The sequence below is a fragment of the Micromonospora chersina genome (assembly GCF_900091475.1).
Taxonomy (GTDB): domain Bacteria; phylum Actinomycetota; class Actinomycetes; order Mycobacteriales; family Micromonosporaceae; genus Micromonospora; species Micromonospora chersina.
This window is the reverse complement of sequence record NZ_FMIB01000002.1, coordinates 1-21,592: the sequence shown is the minus strand read 5'-3', so window position 1 is coordinate 21,592 and position 21,592 is coordinate 1. Positions and strand designations below refer to the sequence as shown.

Annotated in this window: 20 protein-coding genes and 1 pseudogene; 9 read left to right on the top strand and 12 right to left on the bottom strand. The window is 74.1% G+C overall.

The annotated features are described in order from the left end of the window. Positions 1–12: 12 nt before the first annotated feature. Positions 13–702, top strand: coding sequence for a hypothetical protein (locus GA0070603_RS00170; protein ID WP_139131778.1), 690 nt, complete (start codon positions 13–15; stop codon positions 700–702). Here the strand turns inward: GA0070603_RS00170 and GA0070603_RS00165 are convergent. After that, positions 692–1,558 (bottom strand): hypothetical protein, encoded by an 867-nt coding sequence (locus GA0070603_RS00165; protein ID WP_091305416.1) that lies wholly within the window; start codon positions 1,556–1,558, stop codon positions 692–694. The genes GA0070603_RS00170 and GA0070603_RS00165 overlap by 11 nt on opposite strands. 133 nt (positions 1,559–1,691) lie before the next feature. Continuing rightward, entirely contained in the window at positions 1,692–4,769 is a 3,078-nt protein-coding gene (locus GA0070603_RS00160) for a discoidin domain-containing protein (protein WP_091305414.1), read from the bottom strand. A 208-nt stretch (positions 4,770–4,977) separates the two neighbouring features. On the opposite strand from GA0070603_RS00160, the gene GA0070603_RS00155 reads away from it, so the two are divergent. The 3 genes from GA0070603_RS00155 to GA0070603_RS00145 all read left to right on the top strand — a co-directional run bounded on the left by GA0070603_RS00155 (position 4,978) and on the right by GA0070603_RS00145 (position 8,963). After that, positions 4,978–6,738 carry a discoidin domain-containing protein gene (locus GA0070603_RS00155; RefSeq protein WP_091305412.1) on the top strand — a complete coding sequence of 587 codons (1,761 nt, stop codon included), beginning with the start codon at positions 4,978–4,980 and terminating at the stop codon, positions 6,736–6,738. Between the two features lie 106 nt (positions 6,739–6,844). After that, a complete protein-coding gene (locus tag GA0070603_RS00150; protein WP_091305409.1) occupies positions 6,845–7,294 on the top strand; it encodes a VOC family protein in 450 nt (149 codons plus the stop codon). A 94-nt stretch (positions 7,295–7,388) separates the two neighbouring features. Continuing rightward, positions 7,389–8,963: an FMN-binding glutamate synthase family protein gene (locus tag GA0070603_RS00145; RefSeq protein WP_091305407.1), complete on the top strand. Its 1,575-nt coding sequence runs from the start codon at positions 7,389–7,391 to the stop codon at positions 8,961–8,963. Between the two features lie 18 nt (positions 8,964–8,981). On the opposite strand, the gene GA0070603_RS00140 is transcribed toward GA0070603_RS00145, so the two are convergent. Further along, positions 8,982–9,611, bottom strand: coding sequence for a VOC family protein (locus GA0070603_RS00140; RefSeq protein WP_091305404.1), 630 nt, complete (start codon positions 9,609–9,611; stop codon positions 8,982–8,984). Between the two features lie 217 nt (positions 9,612–9,828). On the opposite strand from GA0070603_RS00140, the gene GA0070603_RS00135 reads away from it, so the two are divergent. Continuing rightward, the gene (locus tag GA0070603_RS00135; protein ID WP_091305402.1) at positions 9,829–10,335 is read left to right on the top strand and encodes a cupin domain-containing protein; all 507 of its coding nucleotides are present in this window, start codon (positions 9,829–9,831) and stop codon (positions 10,333–10,335) included. 18 nt (positions 10,336–10,353) lie between these two features. Here the strand turns inward: GA0070603_RS00135 and GA0070603_RS00130 are convergent, their stop codons facing one another. The 3 genes from GA0070603_RS00130 to GA0070603_RS00120 are packed head-to-tail and all read right to left on the bottom strand — an operon-like array spanning position 10,354 to position 12,031. Further along, positions 10,354–10,950, bottom strand: a complete 597-nt coding sequence (locus GA0070603_RS00130) for a DUF3618 domain-containing protein (protein WP_091305399.1) — start codon at positions 10,948–10,950, stop codon at positions 10,354–10,356. A 23-nt stretch (positions 10,951–10,973) separates the two neighbouring features. Then, the gene (locus tag GA0070603_RS00125; RefSeq protein WP_091305396.1) at positions 10,974–11,369 is read right to left on the bottom strand and encodes a phage holin family protein; all 396 of its coding nucleotides are present in this window, start codon (positions 11,367–11,369) and stop codon (positions 10,974–10,976) included. Further along, complete coding sequence (locus GA0070603_RS00120) at positions 11,366–12,031, bottom strand: hypothetical protein (RefSeq protein ID WP_091305394.1); 666 nt, start codon at positions 12,029–12,031, stop codon at positions 11,366–11,368. Before GA0070603_RS00120 ends, GA0070603_RS00125 begins: the two co-directional genes overlap by 4 nt. Positions 12,032–12,363: 332 nt before the next feature. Here GA0070603_RS00120 and GA0070603_RS00115 point away from each other — a divergent pair, with 332 nt between their 5' ends. Then, on the top strand, positions 12,364–12,591 hold the full coding sequence (locus tag GA0070603_RS00115; RefSeq protein ID WP_091305390.1) for a hypothetical protein: 228 nt from the start codon (positions 12,364–12,366) through the stop codon (positions 12,589–12,591). Between the two features lie 31 nt (positions 12,592–12,622). Here GA0070603_RS00115 and GA0070603_RS00110 read toward each other — a convergent pair whose 3' ends face one another. From GA0070603_RS00110 to GA0070603_RS00090, 5 genes are all read right to left on the bottom strand, one after another. Continuing rightward, entirely contained in the window at positions 12,623–13,255 is a 633-nt protein-coding gene (locus tag GA0070603_RS00110) for a dihydrofolate reductase family protein (RefSeq protein ID WP_091305387.1), read from the bottom strand. Positions 13,256–13,332: 77 nt separating this feature from the next. Beyond that, complete coding sequence (locus GA0070603_RS00105; protein WP_091305384.1) at positions 13,333–13,923, bottom strand: NADPH-dependent FMN reductase; 591 nt, start codon at positions 13,921–13,923, stop codon at positions 13,333–13,335. A gap of 89 nt (positions 13,924–14,012) precedes the next feature. Continuing rightward, on the bottom strand, positions 14,013–14,456 hold the full coding sequence (locus GA0070603_RS00100; RefSeq protein ID WP_091305382.1) for an SRPBCC family protein: 444 nt from the start codon (positions 14,454–14,456) through the stop codon (positions 14,013–14,015). 24 nt (positions 14,457–14,480) lie between these two features. Beyond that, positions 14,481–14,831: an ArsR/SmtB family transcription factor gene (locus GA0070603_RS00095; protein WP_091305378.1), complete on the bottom strand. Its 351-nt coding sequence runs from the start codon at positions 14,829–14,831 to the stop codon at positions 14,481–14,483. Next, positions 14,828–15,289, bottom strand: a complete 462-nt coding sequence (locus GA0070603_RS00090) for an SRPBCC family protein (RefSeq protein ID WP_091305374.1) — start codon at positions 15,287–15,289, stop codon at positions 14,828–14,830. The genes GA0070603_RS00095 and GA0070603_RS00090 overlap by 4 nt, the downstream gene beginning before the upstream one ends. Before the next feature lie 150 nt (positions 15,290–15,439). On the opposite strand from GA0070603_RS00090, the gene GA0070603_RS31695 reads away from it, so the two are divergent. From GA0070603_RS31695 to GA0070603_RS00080, 3 genes and pseudogenes are all read left to right on the top strand, one after another. Continuing rightward, positions 15,440–16,018, top strand: coding sequence for a hypothetical protein (locus GA0070603_RS31695; RefSeq protein ID WP_091305369.1), 579 nt, complete (start codon positions 15,440–15,442; stop codon positions 16,016–16,018). Positions 16,019–16,314: 296 nt separating this feature from the next. Beyond that, a pseudogene (locus GA0070603_RS32450) lies at positions 16,315–17,160 on the top strand (hypothetical protein); the annotation flags it as partial. A 1,738-nt stretch (positions 17,161–18,898) separates the two neighbouring features. Beyond that, the gene (locus tag GA0070603_RS00080; protein WP_244282317.1) at positions 18,899–21,106 is read left to right on the top strand and encodes a hypothetical protein; all 2,208 of its coding nucleotides are present in this window, start codon (positions 18,899–18,901) and stop codon (positions 21,104–21,106) included. Here GA0070603_RS00080 and GA0070603_RS31685 read toward each other — a convergent pair. After that, a complete protein-coding gene (locus tag GA0070603_RS31685) occupies positions 21,098–21,403 on the bottom strand; it encodes an SDR family oxidoreductase (RefSeq protein ID WP_208862756.1) in 306 nt (101 codons plus the stop codon). The two genes, GA0070603_RS00080 and GA0070603_RS31685, sit on opposite strands and share 9 nt — an antisense overlap. Between the last annotated feature and the right edge of the window lie 189 nt (positions 21,404–21,592).

Below are 21,592 nucleotides of genomic sequence, written 5' to 3'. Positions count from 1 at the left end.
CGAAAGGTGCGTATGTCCTCTGCTGACAGGGCGCGGCGGTGGCGGCAGGTCCTCACCGAGCTGCGGCCCGACCTGCCGGGAGAGTGGTCCGTGCGGGGCACCGGCCTCGGCACGGTGCTGGTGCGCGAGCCGCTGGACTGGGCACTGGCCTGGATCGGCTACTCGGGCTCGCCCACCCGGCCCGTGGGCTGGGCCGCCGCCGGGGTGCAGCCGCTCGTGACGCCCTTCACCAGCTGGATCATGACGTACGGCATCCGGATGGACGAGGTCCGCACCGGCCCGTCCACCCTGGACCTGTCCGCCGACCAGGCGGTGGAGCAGGCGCGGCGGTTCGTGCTGGACGCCGGCCTGGCGAAGATCGACGGCTGGCCGGCCGAGCGCCTCGCCGACGTGGCCGAGCGGGACTTCGCCCAGGACCCGGGCCGGCGCCGCACGCACTGGCACCAGCTGCCGGGGTGGCGGGTGGTCAACGGCACCGCCTCCCCCGTCGAGCCGGCGACCCAGCTCGTCGCGCTGTGCCGCGAACGGGCCGCCGGAACCTCCGGCACGGGCGCCCGGCAGCTCGCGGAGCAGGCCGCGTTCCACGACGGGCTCGTGCGGGCCTGGCAGGACGGGGAACGGGAGGCGGCGCTGGAGTTCCTGACCGCGCGGCGGGATCAGGCGCTGGCCGCCCGGAAGCTCGACCGGGCGCTCACCGCGTAGGAGGGTCCAGCCGCGCCACGACCGGCGCCAGCGCCTCGGGCAGCCGCACCTGCACGGCCCCGCCGGACTCCCCCGGCACGACGCGCACCGGGTGGAACTCGCCGTCGCGCCACCAGAAGACCTGCTCGGAGCAGGGATCGGCGGCGGCCTCGAACATGGAGCCGGCCAGGCGGTGCAGCGCCACGGCGGCCTCCCGCAGGCCCTGGTCCACGGGGTGCAGCAGCACCGCGCTGTACCGCGGCGCCGCGACCAGCGCGCCGTGCTCGGCGGCCTCGGGCAGGAACCGCCTGACCGACATGAGGGCGGTCGTCACGTACGGGTTGCCGTCGGCGGCGAGCAGGCGCACCGATCCGCCGGTGGGCAGCTCGTGGTCCCGCATGTCGAGGGTGGTGAGTTCGCGCTCCACCGTCTGCCGCACGGCGATGCGCACCAGCTCGGCGGGCTCGCGGTCCAGTCGCGCGGCCTGGGCGAGGGTCAGCAGGTCCAGCCGCCCGGGCCGGTCCACCACCACCGCCGCGGTGAAGTGCGCACCGAACGGCACGGCCAGGTAGTCGTCGGTCTCGCTGGTCGGGGCGGCCGGGGTGAGGCGGAGGCGGAGCTGCGCGAGGTCGACCGGCCCGAGGTCGGCCGAGACGCTGTCCGGCAGCTCCCGGCGGACCGTCGCGATCCAGTCGGCCACCAGCTCGGGCCACGCCTGCCGGGGCTGGTCCTCGCAGCCGCGCAGCAGCGGGACCAGGGACACCCGGGCGCGGCCGCCGGGCACGGGGACGACGATCTCGTCACGGTCCGCCGCGACGCGCGCTCCGGGCAGGCGGGCCGGCAGCGCGGCCTCGACCAGAGCGCGGACGTTGCCCATCAGGTCTGCGTTCTGCGACGGCGCCACGCTGCATTCATACCATCGGCCCGCGAACGGCGGCGACTTCCCGAAGCGGGACGGGCGGGGTCGCCGGCGCGTGAGGCACCGGCGACCCCGCCACCGCCCGCGGCGGTCAGAAGCCGGTCAGGCCGGCGCCGTACGGGTAGAGCGGGTTGCCGTACGTCGTCGCCGGTGGCTGTCCGGCGTCGATGCTGGCCCGGATCTGGGCCCGTTCGGTAGTGGTGGCCCCCAGGTCGTACGGCAGGTCCCAGGACTCGACGGCGTCGGCCGGCACGTCGGTGCCGCCGGGCCGCAACACGTCGGCCAGGCTGCGCGGGAGCTGCCACGGCAGCTTGCCGCTCGGCGCGTAGTCGCCGAACAGCAGGCCGGCCAGCGCCGGGCCCATCTCCTCGCCACCCCGGTAGGTGACGACGATGGCGCTCGCCAGGTCACGCCACTCGGTGATGACGTACGGCCGGGGCAGGACCAGGGCGACCACCACGGGGATCCCGCGGGCGCGGAAGTCCTGGATCAGCTTGAGCTGGTCCGGGGGCAGGTACGGCTGTTCCTTCGGCCAGTTGGTCGCGTGGGTGTACGAGGTCTCCCCCACCGCCACGATCGCCAGCTTCGGGTTCGGCCCGTCGCCCGAGTAGACGTTGACGCCGGCCCGGGCGGCCCGGGTGCGGATCGCGTCCAGCATGGTCTGCGAGCCGTACTCGGCGTGGAAGAAGCTCGTCCAGACGCAGCAGGCGGTGGTGTCGGCGGCGCGCGGCCCGGCCACCACGATGTTGTCCCCGGCGTTCAGCCGGATCGGCAGCACCGCGCCGTCGTTCTTGAGCAGCGTCATGGCCTCCCGGGACGCCTGGTTGGCCAGCGCGGTGTACGCCGGCTGGTGGAACCGGTACGGGCCGTTGACCGGGTCGCCGTACGGGCGCTCGAAGATGCCCAACTGGAACTTGAGCCGCAGCACCCGGCGGACCGCGTCGTCGATCCGGGCGGCCGGCACGTTCGCGAGGAACGTGGCCATCGAGAAGCCGGCCGCCCCGGGGTCCGCGCCGCCCATGACGTCGGAGCCGGCCTTCGCCGCACCGGCCCACGAGCCGGACGGCAGCCAGTCGGTGGTGATCAGGCCCTGGTAGCCGAGGTTCTGCCGCAGGTACGCGAGGATCGGCGCGCTGTCGCCGGCCCCCGGGCCGCCGGGATCGAGGTAGGAGCTGCCCGCGTACCCGGGCATGATGTTGACGGCGCCCGCCTCCATGGCCGCGCGGAACGGGATCATGTGGTACTTGATCGTCACGCCGTCGTACACGATCAGCGCCTCACCGCCGGCGCCCTCGCCGGGCCAGTGCTTGACCGTCGCGAGCACGGAGGCGGGGTTCAGTTCCGGGCCGCCCTGGAGTCCGGCCACCAGCGCCCGCACCTGGGCCGCGGCCACCTGCGCGTTCTCCCCGTTGCCCTCCTGGATGCGCGGGTAGATCACCTTCGTGCCGACCTCGGCCAGCGGTCCCAGGACGCCCCGGGTGCCGACCTCCAGCTGCTCCCGGCGTTGCATGTCACCGAGCTTGTAGTCGAGGGCGTAGTCGCGGGCGGCGGCCAGGGCGCTCTGCATGGGGTAGGTGGTCTGGTAGCCGTGGATGGTGTCGCCCGCCGAGACGAACGGGATGCCCAGCCGGGTGCCGGACGACGCGAGGAGCTGGTCGTGCAGATCCTGCGCCTGGGCCGGGCCGAAGTGCCAGCCGGCCCGGGGGTACGCCTGGGCGTTGTAGAACATCTGGTACGCCTTCTCCTCGGCCGTCATCCGGCCCAGCAGGTCGTCGACCCGGGTGTCGACCGGGAGCCGCCAGTTCTCGTACGGCTCGACGGCGCCGTTGCGGTTGAGGTCGCGGCTGCCGCCGACGATGCCGACGCCGTCGGCGACCGTCTCCAGCGTGGGCAGGTAGACGCTGAAGCGCCGGATGGTGGAGGTGGTCGTGGTGGCGCCGGTGGCGGTGACGTACCACTTGTATGTCCAGCGGTCCGGCAGGTCCCAGGTCGGCGTGTACGACGTGCCGGTCGGTTCGGCGACCTTGGTGTAGAGGTCGAGGAGGTTGCCCGGCGCGGCGAAGTCGTAGTCGGTGCGGCTGATGTTGATCCACACCTGGTAGCGGGTGGCGCCGGCGACGGCGGCCCAGGTGAGCACGGGCCGGCGGTTGGTGGTGACCATCGCCCCGTCGGCTGGGGCGGTGAGCGCGAACTGGTTGAGCGTGCCGGGCGGCCGGGTGGGGCCGGACAGCATCGGCGCCGTGGTGGCCGCCTCGTCGACGGCGCCGTAGACCTGGAACTCCCACAGCGAGTACCCGTAGCCGGTGGCCCGGGCGGTGCCGTACAGGCGCAGGTAGCGTCCGCTGCCGGTCACCGCGAGCTGCTCGACGCCGCCGCGTCCCGTAGTGGTGGAGTAGATCGTGGTCCAGGTGTTCCCGTCGGCGGAGGTCTCCAGCCGGTAGCCGGTGGCGTAGGCGGCCTCCCAGTTGAGGACGACCCGGCTGATCGTGGCCACGCCGCCGAAGTCGACACTCAGCCACTGCGGGTCGCTGAACTGGCTGGACCAGCGGGTGGCCGTCCGGCCGTCGAGCGCGGCGGCGGGCGCGTTGCCGCCCTCCCAGGAGGACGCGGCGACCGTCTTGAACTCGGAGATCGGCCGGCCGCTCGGGGGCTGGCCCGGGCCGGTGGTGCCGTAAACCTTGAATTCCCACAGCGAGTAGCCGTAGCCGGTGGCCCGGGCCGTGCCGTACAGGCGCACGTACCGGCCGGTGCCGGAGACGGCGAGGGTCTGGGTGCCACCCGTGCCGGTGGTGGTGCTGTAGATCGTCTGCCACGGGCCGGCCGGATCGGTGGCGACCTGGAGCTGGAACGCCCTCGCGTAGGCGGCCTCCCAGACCAGCTCGATCTGGTCCACGGTGGCGGTGCCACCGAGGTCGACCTGGAGCCACTGTGGATCGCTGAAGGAGCTGGACCAGCGGGTGCCGGGATCGCCGTCGGTGGCGGCGGCGGCCGGGGTGGCGCCCTGCTCGACGGAGGACGCCGTGGTCGGTCGCCCCTGCGACAGCAGCGGCCCGGCGGCGGTGGCAGGTCGCACGGGGACGGTCAGGTAGGCGGCGAGCAGGACGAGCAGCGCCGCGATCGTGGTGGCGAGACGGCGCGGCCGGCGGGACGGGGGTGGTGGCGTGCGCATGGCGGCTCCCGTGAACGGGCTGATGGCCGAGAGGGTGAGAGCGCTCGCGAACAGGTTCCATCGAGTCGCTTCAATCAGTCAATGAAATGGGGAAAGTCCGGAACCGATCTTTCCCGGCCCTCGGACCGGTCTCTTGACAGAAGCGCGGACGGGGCCGACTCTCGGGTCCGAGAGCGCTCTCCGCCGGATCACACCCGTAGGAGATGCCATGCACACCGCCCCACCCCACCACCGCCGCCTCCTCACCGCCCTGGCCGCCGTCCTGGCGTTGCTCGCCGGCGGCACCGTCGCCGCCGGACCGTTCACCGCGAGCGCCGCGTCCGCCCTCATCTCCCAGGGGCGGCCCACGACCGCGTCGTCGAGCGAGAACGCCGGCACGCCCGCCTCCGCCGCCACCGACGGCGACCCGAACACCCGCTGGTCGAGCCAGTTCGGCGACCCCCAGTGGCTCCAGGTCGACCTCGGCGCCACCGCGACTGTCGACCAGGTGCGGCTGGTCTGGGAGGCCGCCTACGCCCGGGCCTTCCAGATCCAGGTCGCCGACAACCCGGCCGGCCCGTGGACCACCGTGTACAGCACCACCACCGGGACCGGCGGCACGCAGGCCCTCGCCGTCTCCGGCACCGGTCGCTACGTGCGGGTGTACGGCACCACCCGGGCCACCGCCTACGGCTACTCCCTCTGGGAGTTCCAGGTCTACGGCGCCATCGGGTCCGCCGGCTGCGCCGGCAACGCCGCGCTCAACCGCCCGGCGGTCGCCTCGTCGACCGAGAACGCCACCACACCGGCCTCCGCCGCGGTCGACGGCAACGCCGGCACCCGCTGGTCCAGCGGCTTCGCCGATCCGCAGTGGCTCCGCGTGGACCTCGGCGCGACGCAGACGCTCTGCCAGGTCACGCTCCAGTGGGAGGCCGCGTACGCCCGGGCCTTCCAGGTCCAGGTCTCCGCCAACCCGGACGGTCCGTGGACCACCGTCTACGCCACGACCACCGGGGGCGGCGGCACCCAGACGCTCGACGTGACCGGCTCCGGTCGCTACGTGCGGGTGTACGGCACGGCACGGGCCACCGCCTACGGCTACTCGCTCTGGGAGTTCGCGGTGCGCACCACGTCCGGCTCCACCCCGCCCCCGACGACTCCGCCGCCCTCGGGCGGGTTCTGGGGCGACACCGGCTCGATCCCCCCGGCCGCGAACGTGCTCATGGTGAAGGTGCTCAACCGGACCAACGGCCGCTATCCCGACAGCCAGGTGTACTGGAGCTACAACGGGCAGACCCACTCGATCGCGGAGCAGCCCTACTTCGACATGCCGGTCAACACCGCCGGCCGGATGTACTTCCACCTCGGGTCGCCCACCAGCCAGTACAGCGACTTCATCGAGTTCACCGTCGGGCCGGACCAGTTCAACGGCAACACCACGCGGGTCGACGCGTTCGGCCTGAAGCTGGCCATGCGGCTGCGCGCCCACGACGGGCGGGACGTGGCCGTCGGCGAGACCGAGGCGACCTTCACCGAGGACCGCGCGGTGACGTTCCAGCGGTTCGCGGACGCCATGCCCGCCGAGTTCAAGCACCTGGCCACCATCGAGGCGCCGTACCGCATCCCGTCGCCGGGCAACACGCCGCAGTTCCGGCCCGGCGGGCAGTACGCCAACTACCTCAGCGGCTACGCGTCGTCGGTGGGGCTGCCGGCCACCACCTCGGACATCTTCGGCTGCGCCGGGCCGCTCGCCGGCAACCCGGCCGGCTGCGCGGCGCTCAACCGCCACGTCGCGCACCTGCCGTCGGCGCAGTGGTCGGACCCGAGCCTGTTCTACCAGCAGGCGCCGGCCAACTACTACGCGAAGTTCTGGCACGACCGCGCCATCGGCGGCCGGTCCTACGGCTTCCCGTACGACGACGTCGCCGACCAGTCCTCGTTCGTGTCGGCGGCGGACCCGGAGTGGCTGCTGGTCGCCGTGGGCTGGTGACACCCGGCCGTCAGGTGCGGTCCGGGGCCCGGCCGCCCGGCCGGGCCCCGGACGGGTGTGGCCCGCGCGCACCCGGGTAACCGGCGGGGCCGAGGGAGGGGGCGTCGTGACGGATGAGGCACCGGACTACTTCCAGCCCGAGCACGGCCTGGTCGTCACCCACCTGCTGATCGTGCGGGACGTGGACCGCTCGCGGGAGTTCTACCGCGACGTGCTCGGCGCCACGGTGGTGCGGGACCGGCGGCCGGCCGTGCTCCGCCTGCACAACAGCTACCTCGTGCTCAACGACGAGGGCGGCCCGACCGACGACAAGCCGACCGTGACGGCGCGGGCGCCGGCCGACCCCGACACCCTGAGCGGGGCGCTCAACATCCGGGTCACCGACGTACGGGCGGTCTACGAGCTGTGGCGGTCCCGGGGCGGCGAGTTCCTGACGGAGCCGAAGGACCACGGGATGGAGATCCGGTGCTACCTGCGCGACCCCGACGGATACCTGATCGAGCTGGGCCAGGGCACCGGCATCCTGGCGGAGATGGGCCGGCCCGTGCCGGGCTGACCCCCGGCCGGGCGGTTTGAAGAAAATTGGCAGACCGGGGCGACGCTCCCCGCGGGGCCGTTTGGCCGGCGGCGATCCCGGAAAGAGTGGCGGCATGAGCTGGGCCCGAAGAGCCGTACCCGCCGCCGTCGCCGCCGTGGCGGCGCTCGCCGCCCGTGACCTGCTCCAGCGCGACCACGCGCTGCTGCGCACCTTCCCCGTCCTCGGCCGCGCCCGCTACCTCCTGGAGTCGATCGGGCCGGAACTGCGCCAGTACATCGTGGCCGGCAACAACGAGGAGCGGCCGTTCACCCGCGACCAGCGGCGCTGGGTGTACGCGTCGGCGAAGCAGGAGAACAACTACTTCGGGTTCGGCACCGACAACGACATCGAGTACACCCCCGGGTACCCGATCATCAAGCACCGCACCTTCGGCCGGGCGGTGCCGCCGTCCTCCCCCGCCGCCGGGCACGACGTCACGCTTCCCTGTGCGAAGGTGCTCGGCGCCGCCCGGGGCCGCGCCCGCGCGTTCCGCCCGGAATCGGTGGTCAACATCTCCGGCATGAGCTTCGGCTCGCTCTCCGGCAACGCCGTCGAGGCGCTCAACCGGGGCGCCGCCCTGGCCGGCTGCCTGCAGAACACCGGCGAGGGCGGGCTGTCGCCGTACCACCGCAACGGCGGTGACCTGGTCTTCCAGATCGGCACCGCGTACTTCGGGTGCCGGGACGAGCGCGGCCGGTTCAGTCTCGACCGGCTCAAGGACCTCGTGGCCGGAGCGCCGGTCCGGGCGCTGGAGATCAAGCTCAGCCAGGGCGCGAAGCCGAGCCTCGGCGGCCTGCTGCCGGCCGCCAAGGTCTCCGCCGAGATCGCCGCCACCCGGGGCATCCCCCAGGGACAGGACTGCGTGAGCCCGTCGCGGCACGCCGAGTTCTCCGACTGCGACAGCCTGCTCGACTGGGTGGAACTGCTCGCCGCCGAGACCGGCCTGCCGGTCGGCATCAAGTCCGCCGTCGGCGACCTGGGCTTCTGGGCGGAACTGGCCACCCTGATGCGCGACACCGGCCGGGGCGTGGACTTCGTGACCGTCGACGGCGGCGAGGGCGGCACCGGAGCGGCGCCGCTGATCTTCACCGACTCGGTGTCGCTGCCGTTCCAGCAGGGCTTCTCGCGGGTCTACCGGGTCTTCGCCGAACGGAACCTGCACGAGCAGGTGGTCTTCGTCGGCGCCGGCAAGCTCGGGCTGCCGGACAACGCCGTGGTGGCGTTCGCGCTCGGCGCCGACATGGTGAACGTCGGCCGGGAGGCGATGCTGGCGATCGGCTGCATCCAGGCGCAGAAGTGCCACACCGACACCTGCCCCACCGGCGTGGCGACCCAGAACCCGTGGCTGGCCCGGGGCGTCGACCCGGCCCGCAAGTCGGTGCGGGCCGCCAACTACGTCCGGACGCTGCGACGCGACCTGCTCAAGGTCGCCGAGGCGTGCGGCGTCGAGCACCCCGGGCTCATCGACACCGGCGCGGTCGAGGTGCTCGACGGCCGCACCGCCTCCACCCCGCTGGACCGGGTGTACGGGTACCGGCCCGGGTACGGGGTGCCCTCCGCCGCCGACCGCGCCGAGATCATCCGGCTGATGACCGCCGAGGCGCCGCAGGGCGGCAGCGCGCCGCCCTCCCCGACCGCCGTGGGCTGAGCCGCTCCGGCGGCCCGCTCACCTCGGCGGTTCCGCGCCCGTCTGCTCACTGACCAGGTACGCCGCGTACCAGTCGGGCCAGTTCGGGTCGGTCTGGCCGGTCCGCTTCTCGTGCTCGCCGTGGGCGGCGGCCGCCCGGCGGAGCGCCGCGGCCAGGTCGTTGCCGGAGGCGAACGACGGCGCGTCGGACTCGACGCGCCCCGGCAGCCGCGCGGTGATCTCCTGGAGCAGCCAGGTGTTGCCGTCCGGGTCGCTGAACTCGGCGCGCGAATAGTAGCTGCGGCGCTCCGGGTCCGGACCGCTGGCCGGGCCGCCCGGGCCGGGGTGGAAGATCTCGCTCACCTCCACACCGGCGGCGAGCATCGCGCTCCGGGCCGCCTCGATGTCCGCGACGATCAGGTACGCCTTGCCCGACCCGGGCGCCGCGGCGGTGAGGGTGGGGCCGAACTGGACCGAGCACCCGGAGCCCGGCGGCGTGAACTGGACGATCCCGGGCGGCGTGCGGTCGAGCCGCCACCCGAGGCGCCCGTAGAACTCCTTGGCGCGGTCGACATCCGCCACCGGGATGACGACCACCTCGAGCTTCAGGTCGATGTTCCGGCTCGGCGTGCCGCTCGCGTCGTTGCGGCGGACATCCGTCGCGCTCATCGCGACCTCCCTGGTGGCCTGGCCTCTCGCCCGCCACGTTACTGCTCCCCCACGCCCGAACTGCCCCGTTTCCGCATCGCCGTGATCGAGGGCTCAGGTGCACCGCAGGACCCGCATCGGCCCAGCGGCACGGCCTGGAATTGGCCCTCCCCGACCGGCCGGCCGCCTTCGTAGGCTCGAATCCGACGAGAGCGACGATCTGCCGAGGTGAGCCCCCATGTCCTATCCACCGCCGCGGTATTCCGGCCCCGCGGGCGCGCTGACCGCCACCTTCCGGCCGGCGGACGCGCCGCCCGATGTGGTGATCGGAAGCCGGACCACGGTGGGTCACCTGGCCACCGGGGCGACCACCGACGGCGCGTTCGGCCTCTACCGGTGGGACATGGCCGCCACACCCCCGGCCGACACCACGCCCCGCGGCCACTACCACCGCACGTTCGCCGAGTCGTTCTTCATCCTCGACGGGACGGTCTCCCTCCTCACCGGCGACCGGTGGATCGACGCCGGGCCCGGGGACTACCTGTACGTGCCGCCCGGCGGCATCCACGCCTTCGCCAACAACTCGGGTCTCGCGGCGTCGATGCTGGTCCTGTTCACGCCGGGCGCCCCCCGCGAGCCGTACTTCCGGGAACTGGCCGAGATCGTCACCTCCGGCCGCCGGCTCACCCGGCGGGAGTGGACCGCGCTGTACGCCCGCCACGATCAGTACGAGGCCCCGGTCTGAAGCGTGAGCAGGGTCCGCTCACCGATGGCGGAGGTCGTCGGCGGCCGCCTGCGTCTCCTCCCGAACCTGGTGGGCGGCCGACCGACCCTGGTCCCGGACAGCGGATGCGCCCTGGGTGGCGGTGGACCGCACCGACTGGGCCGCCTGCTGCGCGGGCTCCCGCAGGTTGTCCCGGAGCTGGTGACCGACCTGGCTCGCCTGCTCGCGCAGCCCGGCGGAGTGCTCGCCGACCATGCCCCGCGCCTGCCCGGCCCACTGCCGCTCGTGGCGGCTGGGCGGGATCAGCGAGGAGACCAGCAGGCCGGCGCCGAAGGCGATCAGGCCGGCGGCGAGCGGGTTGCCCTGCGCCTGCTCCCGCGACTGCTGTCCGAGTGACCGCGCCTCGTCGCGGACCGAACCCGTGGCCTGCGACATCCGCTGGCCTACGCCGTGCCCGTCCATCTGTGCGCCCATCACCTTCTCCTTTGCCCGGCTGAGCGCGCCGCGTGCCTGCCCGACGCGCTCACCGGCGATCCGACGCGGGTTCATCCTGTCGGTCAAGGCATCCACGTCGCTGCTCAACTCGCTGCGGGTGTTCTCGATCTCCGATCGGATCCGGTCCGGATCGTTGGACATGACCCGCTCCTTCCCTGGCTCGGTCACCGACCTCGCATGGCCTGCGGCATCTCCCGCGCGGTCTGCTTCGTCCGCGGCAGGACCGCACGGAGTTGCCGCATCTTCGTCCGGGCGTTGGCGAGCAGGACGGCGGCGGCGACCGCCCAGACGACCGCGACGATCAGCGCGGCCCAGCCCTCGTCCATCACGTTCGACAGGCCCCACCACACGGCGTACGACACGAACAGCACGGCCAGGAAACCGGCCAGCGCCGCCCCGCCGAACATCCCGCCGGCCTTGCCGGCCTGGCTCGCCTCCTCGCGCAGCTCCGCCTTGGCCAGCTCGACCTCCTGGCGGACCAGCGTGGAGAGATCCCGGGTCACGTCGCCCAGCAGGTCACCGACGGAGGCCTGGCTCCGCTCCTTCTCCGGGGCGCTCACGGCGCCACCCCGCCCGGGACCTCCGGCTCGGGCCGGCCGGGAGGCGACACGTTCTGCGCCCGGGCCACCCCGGTGTACGGCTGCTCTCCGGCGTACGGCGCCTCGACCGTCCGCTCGGACGACGCCGGCGCTGTCGGCGCGGGCTGGGCCGGCTGCGCGCCGGGGCCTGCCCCGTCGGCGGCGGTCATGTTGCGGGTGAGGCGGCCGACCAGCAGACCCGCCACGACGGCGCCGGCGAGGAACGTGCCCGGATGCTGCCGGGCGTACCCCCGCACCTCGTCCAGCACCTCTCCGGGCTCCCGCTGGTCCAGCCACCCGGCGGCCCGCTGCGCGGCGTCCGCCGCCCGTCGCACCGCCTCGCCGGCCAGGCCGGACTCACCGCTGCGCTCCGCCATCGAGCCCAGCTCGCGGCCGAGGTCGCGCAGCCCGTCGGCGGCCCTGTGCTGCTGGGTTCGGGCCTGGTCCCGCAGTTGCGTCGTGGCCTGCCCGGTCAGGTTCCGGGTCTGTTGCCACGCCTCGGCGGCCACGTGCCCGCCCTGTTCGCTCGCGGCGTGCGCGACCCTGCCACCGGTCTGTGTGGCGGCCTGGCCGACCCGGGAAGCCTCCTGCCGGGCCTGCTCGCCGGTGCCGCCCGGCGGGCGGCTCTGGTTCGTTGCCGTCATGGCCCTGCTCCCTCCCTCGCTCCCGGCCGCCGACGCGGCCGGGAAACTCCCCCGCGACGCCAGACTCCCCTGTGAAGGACGGGATCGGGCCTCGTTGACGTGCGCGCGGAGGCGGCGTCGAATATGTCGTGTTCGGCTCGGGCCGGTCGGGGAATGCCCGCCGGCGCGGGAGTTATGCCCGCCCGCTGGCCAGGTGGGATGCCACGGGGGTGGGTGTGCCGCCACGCCGGCCGGAACAGCCCGAACGGGTCAACCGCACCGAACGTGCCGCGCTTTCGCTCCCGCGCCTTCACGATGGGACCGGAGACACCCGTGGTGAAGGGAGAGATCAGGTGAAGCGTAGGCGCGCCAGGAGAAGCCGGCTGCTGCAGGCGGCGGTGTTGTCCTTGTCCGCGGTGACGGTGGGGTTGGCGGTCCTGCGGGCAGGGCGGCGCGGCGCGGGAGCGGCGCCCGCCGGCGATGCGTGGGCCCGCGCGGATGGCGCCGTCGCCCTTGACCGCATGGACGCCCTCGACGGCGCCGCGGCGGGTCGCGACCGGGAGGCGGCGACGAGCCGCTGACTGGCTGTCCACCGGCCCGGACCGAGGCGGGTCAACCGTCCCGGCCGTCGGCCGGATGCGCGAGGTTGCCGTAGGTCGGGGTGCCCGCCGTCTCGTACGTCAACTGGAGCGCGCCGGAGGGGTGGGTGACCGATTCGGTGAGCCGGAACGCCGCCGGGACCGTGCCGCCCGCGAAGAGCCGCTTGCCGCTGCCGAGCGTCAGCGGGTAGAGCCACAGGTTCAGGCGGTCCACGACGCCGAGGCGCAGCAACGACTGCACCAGGTCGAGGCTGCCGATCACGTGCACCTCGTCGTGGCGTTCCTTGAGCCCGGTGACGGCCTCGGCGAGGGCGCCGCGGAGGAGCGTCGCACCCTCCCAGCCCAGCGGCTCGTGGAGGGTGCGGCTCGCCACGTACCGGGGCACCCGGTTGAGCAGCCCGGTGAAGGGGATCTCCGCGGGCGCCGTCGGCCAGTAGTCGGCGAAGATCTCGTAGGTCCGGCGGCCCAGCAGCAGTGCGTCCATGCTGCTGGCCTGCGCGAACATGGCGGCGCCGGACTCGTGGTCCAGCAACGGCGCCTGCCACCCGCCGTGGGCGAAGCCGCCGGCGCGGTCCTCCTCGGGCTGCCCCGGTGCCTGCGCCACCCCGTCCAGCGTCACGAACTCCGTCACGACGAGCCTGCCCATGGGATTCCTCCCCCTTCGGTGCGTACTCCGTCCCTCGGCAGACCGCCTCGGTGGGCGGAACTCATCGGTCCGGCCGGCTACGCGCCGGACTGCGGGGTGGCCATCGTGGTGCCGGCGCGCAGGTGCGCCAGGGCGCCGCTCCAGGCGGCCAACTGGTCGAGCATCGTGTTCACCGCACCGACCTGGTGGTCACCGGGTTTGAAGACGCTGAAGTTCTCGAAGTCGGTGAAGAGGGAGAGCGCGACCTGGGCCCGTACGTCCGCCATCTGCAGTTCGGCGACAACCAGGCGGAGGTGTTCCACCGCCCGGGTGCCGCCGACGCTGCCGTAGCTGACGAACCCGACCGCCTTGTTGTTCCACTCGGCGTAGAGGAAGTCGATCGCGTTCTTCAGCGCGCCGGAGGTGGAGTGGTTGTACTCCGGTGTGACGAAGACGTAGCCGTCGTAGGAGGCGATCTTCTCGGCCCATCGCAGGGTGTGCGGCTGGGTGTACTGGCCGAGTGACGGCGGCGCCATCTCGTCGAGGTGGGGCAGGTTGAAGTCCTTGATGTCGACGAGTTCGTACTGGGCGTCGTCGCGCCGGGAGGCGATCTCGTGCACCCAGCGGGCCACCGCCTCCCCGTTGCGTCCGGGACGCGTGCTCCCGATGATGATGCCGATCCTGGTCATGGCCGTCCCTTCCGTCCGTGGCCCGTCGAGCGCGAGCACGGGCGGCGTCTACCCGGTCGGCATGGTTTCGAACGGCATCATCACCGGGCTCAGTGCCAGTCGCTGATCTGCACGTCCCGCGGCGACGGCGCCCCGTCGCCGGTCTCGACGAGCGACTTCAGGCTCATCAGGTAGGAGCCCCACTTGGTGCTGCAGTGGTGCATGAACTCCACCGGCTCCCGCCAGCCCCGGTGCGCGAACAGCACGATCGTGTAGTCACCGTCCTGGCGCAGGTCCCAGTCGATCGTGGTGCCCAGCCACTCCTCGGGGCCGTCGGCCACCCGCCACGCCACCCGCTCCGACGGCCGCAGCTCGACGACCTCCATGTCGAAGCCGCCGGGCGGGAAGCGGAACTCCAGGACACCACCGACGTCGGCGCTGCCCTTCGTGTCGTCCGTCCACCAACCGGCGAGGCCCTCGACGGTCGTCAGCGCCTCGTACACCTTCGCCGGCGTCGGGGTCTTGACCCCGACGCGGTGCAGGATGTCCACCATCTCGTCTCTCCCTGCTCTCGTTCGTCAGTCCTGTCGGGTGCGCTGGATCGCCTCGGCGATCCGCTTGATGCGCTGCAGTCGGGCGTCCCACGCCGATCCGACCGAGGCCAGCTGGGCCACCGCGCGGGCGAGCTGCGCGTCGTCCACCCGGTACCGCTTCTCGCGGCCCTCCGGCGTCCCCCGGACCAGGCCGACCCGGTCGAGGACGCCGAGGTGCTTGGCCACCGCCTGGCGGGTGACCGGCATCTGCTGACTCAGCGTGGTCGCGGTGCCGTGGCCCTCGACCAGCAGCAGGTCGAGCATCCGCCGGCGGGTCGGATCCCCGATCGCGGACCAGAGATCGTCGTCGACCTGCTCGGCCACCCCGGTGCTCACGCCCGCACCTCCACCGTCGCCGCGTACGACACCAGCCGCGGCAGGTAGAAGTCCCAGCCGGTGACGTGCTCCCGGTACTGCTGCTCCAGGACGGCGATCTCCCAGCCCATCTCGCGGAAGCCGGTCTCGGTCATCCTGAGCAGCGTTCCGCCGCCGGACGGGGTCAGGTCGAAGGTGACCAGCAGCGAGTTGCCCTCCGCCGCGACCTCGCCGGCCGGCTGCGTCCACCGGAACGAGAACCGCTGCGGGGGCCGCGCGTCGACGACGGTGAACGGCACCACCGCCCCACCCGCGTCGGGATCGCCGAAGACGATCTCCCCCGTCGACCCGGGCGTCGGGTCGTACCGGGCGTCGTCCGGCCACCACTGCTTGAGGTGGTCGGGGCTGCTCACCACCTCGAAGACGACCTCGGGCGACGCCTCGACGTAGATCTCGCGCTCGATGGTTCCGAATTCCACGGCATCCTCCTGCAACGTTTGGTTGCACATGACGCTACCCCGGCGGCGCGCCTCGCGCAACCAATAGTTGCGTTTCGGGGTCCGGACGGAGAGGGCCGCTCACCGGATTCGACGAGCCGGCGGCGGCGGAAGCGCCCCTACCATGCGAGCGTGATTCGCGTTGCTCCGGTCCGGCGGCCGTACCCGCTGCTCGCCGCCGCCCTCGTCGTGTTGCTGCTCGGCGCGGGCGTGGCCTGGGGCGTCGACGGCGCGCTCGGGCTGAGCCACCGCCCCGCCACCGTGCCGCGCGAGGACGTCGCGGCCGCGCCCCCACGGGTCGCGGCGCCGGCGCCGCCGCTGGCCGCCGTGGTCGTGCCGGACGAGTTGCGTACCCGCAAGGCCGCCGCCGCCGTCGCGGACGCGCTCGTCTCCCGCGGCCTGCCCCGCCCGGTCGTCACACCGGCCCCGCCGGGCCCGACCGCGCCCCGGACCGACGCACCGGCCGGACCGCGCGCACCGGACCTCGCGGCGGTGACCACGCTGCGGGCGGGCGTGCTCGCCGCGCCGGACCCGGCGCCCGAGTCGTACCGGATGGACGTCCGCGGGAACGAGTTGACCGTCGAGGGGGCGACGTGGCGGGCGTCGCGGCCGGGCTGTACCGGCTCGCCGACCGAATCCGCTCCGGCGCCGAGGCGCTGCCCGCCGCCGACGCGGGCCGGCTGGTCACGCCCCGGCTCGGCCTACGGCTGACCGACGTCGGCTCGGTGGGCCGCGAGCCGGACCCGGCCGCCTTCGCGGCGGGCGACGACTACAACCTGAACACCGACGTGGTCCGGGAGGCGCTGCTGCCGCGGGCGCCGTGGGTGGACGCCGCCGCGGTGGCCCGCATCGGGGCGCAGTTCCGGCAGTTCGTCGACCACTCGGTGGCGCAGGGCTACAACGCCGTCGTCGTGCCGGGCTTCCTGGAGTACGTCACCTTCGCGAAGGTCGGCGACGGGCACGCCGTCTACCCGCCCGGCGACCCGCACGTCGACCGCGCGCGGGCCATGGTCGCGGCCTTCGGCCCGGTCTTCGGGTACGCCGAGGAGATGGGCGTGAAGGTCTTCCTGCTCACCGACATGCTCGCGGTGTCGCCGCCGCTGGAGGCGTACCTGACCAGGACCGTCGGCGGCCTCGACGTGACCGATCCCCGGCTGTGGGCGGTCTACCGGGCCGGGCTGGCCGAGCTGTTCGAGAGCCTGCCCTTCGTCGACGGCCTGATGGTCCGCGTCGGTGAGGGCGGCGAGGTGTACGCCGGGGACGGCTGGGACTACTCCTCGAAGCTCGCCGTCACCACCGAGGCGTCCGTGCGCGCGATGCTGCGGGCGCTGCTCGACACCGCGGGACAGGCCGGCCGGGAGATCATCTTCCGCACCTGGACCGTCGGCGTGGGCGCCGTCGGCGACCTGCACACCAACCCCGGGTCGTACGCGCGGGTGCTGGGCGGGTTCGACGACCCGCACCTGATCGTGTCCACCAAGTACGTCCTCGGCGACTTCTACAGCCACCTGCCGCTGAACACCACACTGCTGGCCGGCGCGCACCGCCGCATCGTGGAGTTCCAGGCCCGGCGCGAGTTCGAGGGGTTCGGCGCGCTGCCCAACGACCTCGGCCCGCTGCACCGCCAGGCGCTGCGCGCGTTCCTCGCCGCCAACCCGAGGGTCGAGGGCGTCTGGAACTGGACGCAGGACGGCGGCCCGCTGCGCGCCGGGCCCATGTCGCTCTACCTGCGCAGCGGGTTCTGGCAGCTCTACGACCTCAACACGTACGCCGTCGCCCGGCTGGCCTGGGACCCGGACGCCGACCCCGCGCAGGTCACGGCGGACTGGGCGTACCGGACGTTCTCCGCCGACCCGGCCACCGTCGCCGCGATCGGGCAGGCCATGGCGCTGTCCCGGGAGGCGGTCACCAAGGGCCTCTACATCGGGCCGTACGCCGACCGGTCGGTGCGGGCGCTCGGGCTGGAGCCGCCGCCCATGATGTGGATCTTCGAGTGGGACATCCCGACCGGCGACTCCGCCGCGCTCGACAGCATCTACGCGGTGACCGGCGACCGGGTCGACGCGGCGATCGACGAGGGCGGGCAGGCCGTGGCGCTGGCCCGGCGCATGCGCGATCTGGTCGCCGCCACCGACCCGGGCACGTGGCGCGACGCCGGGCTGCGCGAGCACTTCACCGACACGCTCGACTACGAGGTGAACCTGTTCGAGGCGCTGGCGGCCTACCGGACCATGGTGCTGCGGCACGCGCAGTGGCTGGACACCGGCGCCCCCGACGCCTACGCGGGGTGGCGCGCGGCCGAGACGGCGTACCACGCGGCGCGGGACGCGCACCGCCAGCGCTACGGCGCCGACCTGGACCTGCCCGCGTACAACTTCACGGCCGCCGACCTCGGGGCGCGGCGCGCGGACCGGGACCCGGCCATGGCGTGGGCGGCCCGGGCGCTGCTCGCGTTGATCCTCGCGGTGGTGCTGCTCGGCCTGCGGGGTCGCGGGGTCGGTGGCGGCGCCGCGCGCGGGCTGCTGCTCGGCGCGGTCCGGCCGTGGCGGGTGGCGGCGCTGCCGGCGCCCGTGCCCCGGGCGGACCGGATCCTGGTCTGGCTGCTGCCGGCTGTGGTCCTGGTGGCGAGCCGGCTCGTGTTCACCTGGTTCGCGGCCCCCGCGCACCTGCTGGTCACCCTCGGCGGATGGGCGCTGTTCGCCCTCGTCGTCCGCCTCGTGGTCGGCCGGCGCGACCCGTTCCACCTGTGGGCCGTGGTCGGCGGGGTCGCGCTGCTGCGCAGCACGCTGCTCCTGGCTGCGCTGGCCGGGCGCGGGCCGGGGCGGTACTGGTTCGCCTTCTGGACCGCGCCGGCGCTGCGCGCCGCCTACCTCACCGTCGCGTTCGCGGCGTTCTGCTGGCTCTTCGTGGCCACCGCGGTCGTCCTCCGCGACCGGTACGGCCTGCCGCGCCGCCGCGCCGTCGGGCTGACCCTGACCGCTGCGGGCGTGCCGCTCGGGCTGCTGGCCGGCCTGGTCACGGCGATCGGCCTGGAGCGGGCGCTGACCGTGTGGAACGACCAGATGGCGCTGCTGCCCTGGGGCCTGTCCCGCATCCTCGGCATCACCGTCTACCTGGGCATTCCCACCGACCTCCCGGCGTACGCCGCCGTCGCCGGAGCCGCCCTGGCCGCGGCCGGCCTGCTGCTCTCCGTGGTGCGCAGGGACCACCCGCACCAGCGAGCGCAACGACCCCGCCCGGCACCGGCACCCGGCGCGGGGTTGGGCCCGACCGGGTGGGGTAGACCGCCCGTTGGCGCGGGGCGGGCCGCGACCGGGTCGACCCGGTTCGGACCCTCAGGACGGCTCGGGGGCCGATGTCGGATGCAGCAGCGCGGCGCAGCGGGCCCGGGACGTCCGACGACGTCGTGGAGCTGCGGGTGCACGGGGCCGCCAGCGCGGGCGCCGGCCAGGCCCCGGACCTGCCGCCGGTCGAGCAGGTCGCGGGCGACCGCGACGGCGGCTTCTACCGGCTCCGCCACCGCTGTCCCGACGCCGGCGCCGACGGGGCGACGGTGGAGGCGTACCGCTGGGGTGACCTGCCTCCGGGACCATGGGCCGGACCCTGTCGCTGGTGTTCCTGCTGCCGTTCATGCTGGCCAACCTGGCCATCTGGATGCGCCCGGGGAACCACGGCTCGGACGCGACGGTCCGGGCGCTGTGCCGCCTGCTGGCGCTCACGCTCACCGCGCTGTACGTGCTCGCCTTCGCCGGCGTCGCGCTGGACCTCGTCGCCTGGCGCTGCCTGGCCTCGCCGCACTGCCTGGCCGGGCGCAGCTGGCTGTCCTGGCTGGGCGGGCGACCGGCCGGGCTGCGGCTGGCGGTCCTGGGACTGGTCCCGGCCGCCGCCGTCGGCCTGGTCTGGCGTGCCAGCACCCGGCCGGGACGGGCGTTCGACGCGTTCCGCCCACCCGAGGCGGGGGTCTCCGGGCACCGGCTCGGCACCGTCGGCAGGTGGGACGCGGAGCCGCTGGTGGGTCGGCTGCGCTCCCTCCACGTCGCGGCGGCGTTCGCGACACTCGACGTCACCCTGCTCGCCGCCCGCGCCTCCCCCGGCGCCTCGGCCGGCACCGTCGCGCTGGCCGTCGTGACCGGCGCCGTCCTGGCCGCCTGCGTGGTGATGCTCTGCACGCCCGCGCTGATCGACCGGGCCGCCGAGGACCGGCGACTCGACCGGGTCACCAGCATGCTGCGGACCAGCGCCGTCGTCCTGACCGTCGTGGTCGGGCTTCACGTCCTGACCGGCCCGGCGCGCTGGCCCGAGGGGGGTGGCCTCCCCGGCTACGACGCGACCCTCACCTGGCTGTTCGTCACCCAGACCGCCCTGCTTGCCGCGCTGGGAGCCGTGCTGCTGTGGCCCCGGGACCGCCGGCCGGGCGCCACGCCGCTGCTCGGGCTGGGAGCGCTGGCGAGCACCGCCGCGGCGATCGGCCTGGCCGTGGCGTACTCCGCCGAGACGGTCTACCGGGTGGCGGACTTCCTGGACCGCAACGCGCCGCCCGCGGCGGGACCGGCCGCCGGGCCGCCCCGGGCGTACACCTGGGCGATCTACGGCTTCTTCCGGGCGGCGCTCGTCACGCTTGCCGTGGCGGGCCTGGTGACGCTGGCCACCCGACCCGGCCGGTCGCGCGCCGCGGCGGCGATCGTCGCGCGCGACCATCCGGACCCGCCGGCCGAAGCCGGGCCGCGGCTGCGGCAGGTGCGGCGGGCGATCGCGAAGGCCCGGTTCACCGAGCGCCTGATCCCGCTGGCGGTGGTCTACGCCTGCCTCGCCGGGCTCGGCACGGCCACCACCACCATCGGCGTGCTGGACCTGCGCCCCGGCGACGTCTTCGAGCGGTACGCCGGGGTGCCGGCCGGCCTCGTCACCTTCGGCATCGCGTTCGGCAGCTGGGTGATCGCCGCGATCATCCTCGGCCTGGTGGTCGGCGCGATCTTCGCCTACCGGACGGTGGAGTTCCGGCGCCACGTCGGCGTCCTGTGGGACCTGGGCACGTTCTGGCCCCGGGCCGCGCACCCCTTCGCGCCACCCTGTTACGCCGAACGGGCCGTGCCGGAGCTGACCCGGCGGATCACGTACCTGGTCGGCCGGGGCCACGCGGTGCTGCTCACGGGACACAGCCACGGTTCGGTCCTGGCCGCCGCGACGGTGCTCCAGTTGCCGCCCGGGATCAGCGACCGGGTCGCCCTGCTCACCCACGCCTCGCCCCTGCGCCGACTCTACGCCCGGCTCTTCCCGCCTACCTCGACGACGAGGTGCTGCACGAGTCGGCGCCCGGGTCGGCTGGCGGTGGCTGAACCTGTGGCGCGACACCGACCCGGTCGGCGGCTGGATCTTCTCCCCGCACCGGCCGGGCGCGCCGGCCACGGTCGGCGGGGCGCCGCGGCCGTGGACCGCCGACTGCGGGATCCCGCCGAGGTGGTGGCCCGCCCGGCGACAGCGTCCCGCCGCCGATCCAGGGACACCGGCCGTGCGAGTCCGACCGGCGGTTCGCCCAGGCGGCGCGCGAGCTGGTCGACCGCCTCCGCGAGCCGCCGGACCGGAGTCACGGTGATCCGGGACGGCGCCCCCGGGCTCGGCGGACGCCTCCCGGGAGACGTCCGCCGGCGGTTGCGCGCCCGCGCCCAGGTCAGCGGGTGGACCGGATCCAGTCCCGGTAGTGCGTGGCGCGAGGTGCGCGTCCGGGCCCCCGATCAGTACGTCCTGCCCGGCCACCGCGAACATGCGCCCCGACGTCGGTCGTTGTCGTCGTCAGGGTGATCCGCCGAGCTCGTCGAGGGCGAACACGTCCGGGCCGGCGACGTTGCGGATGCCGTTCAGCGGCGCCCCGGTGGCGACGTCGACGACCGCGTCGACGACGTCCGCGGCGGCCATCGGCTGGATCCGGGTGGCGGGCAGCCGGACGGTGCTGTCGTCGGCGGTCCAGGACAGGACCGCGTTCATGAACTCGAAGAACTGGGTGGCACGCACGATGGAGTACGGCGTGGGCCCCTGCCGCAGCAGGTCCTCCTGGACGGTCTTGGCGCGGTAGTAGTCGAGCTCGGGGACCTGGTCCACGCCGACGATCGAGAGACCACCTGGTGCCCCACGCCGGCCCGCTCCCCGGCGGCCAGCAGGGTGTTCATGGTGGTACGGAAGAAGTCGATCGAGGCGTCGTCGAAGGTCGGCGAGTTGGCGACGTTGACGACGACCTGCGCGCCCTCCAGCGCCCGGTCCAGGCCCTCCCCGGTGAGCAGGTCGACGCCC

Coding starts and splice junctions, on each gene's coding strand:
- GA0070603_RS00170 (WP_139131778.1), top strand. CDS start 13: ATGTCCTCTGCTGACAGGGCGCGGCGGTGGCGGCAGGTCCTCACCGAG.
- GA0070603_RS00165 (WP_091305416.1), bottom strand. CDS start 1,558: ATGGGCAACGTCCGCGCTCTGGTCGAGGCCGCGCTGCCGGCCCGCCTG.
- GA0070603_RS00160 (WP_091305414.1), bottom strand. CDS start 4,769: ATGCGCACGCCACCACCCCCGTCCCGCCGGCCGCGCCGTCTCGCCACC.
- GA0070603_RS00155 (WP_091305412.1), top strand. CDS start 4,978: ATGCACACCGCCCCACCCCACCACCGCCGCCTCCTCACCGCCCTGGCC.
- GA0070603_RS00145 (WP_091305407.1), top strand. CDS start 7,389: ATGAGCTGGGCCCGAAGAGCCGTACCCGCCGCCGTCGCCGCCGTGGCG.
- GA0070603_RS00140 (WP_091305404.1), bottom strand. CDS start 9,611: ATGAGCGCGACGGATGTCCGCCGCAACGACGCGAGCGGCACGCCGAGC.
- GA0070603_RS00135 (WP_091305402.1), top strand. CDS start 9,829: ATGTCCTATCCACCGCCGCGGTATTCCGGCCCCGCGGGCGCGCTGACC.
- GA0070603_RS00130 (WP_091305399.1), bottom strand. CDS start 10,950: ATGTCCAACGATCCGGACCGGATCCGATCGGAGATCGAGAACACCCGC.
- GA0070603_RS00120 (WP_091305394.1), bottom strand. CDS start 12,031: ATGACGGCAACGAACCAGAGCCGCCCGCCGGGCGGCACCGGCGAGCAG.
- GA0070603_RS00110 (WP_091305387.1), bottom strand. CDS start 13,255: ATGGGCAGGCTCGTCGTGACGGAGTTCGTGACGCTGGACGGGGTGGCG.
- GA0070603_RS00105 (WP_091305384.1), bottom strand. CDS start 13,923: ATGACCAGGATCGGCATCATCATCGGGAGCACGCGTCCCGGACGCAAC.
- GA0070603_RS00100 (WP_091305382.1), bottom strand. CDS start 14,456: ATGGTGGACATCCTGCACCGCGTCGGGGTCAAGACCCCGACGCCGGCG.
- GA0070603_RS00080 (WP_244282317.1), top strand. CDS start 18,899: ATGGGCCGGACCCTGTCGCTGGTGTTCCTGCTGCCGTTCATGCTGGCC.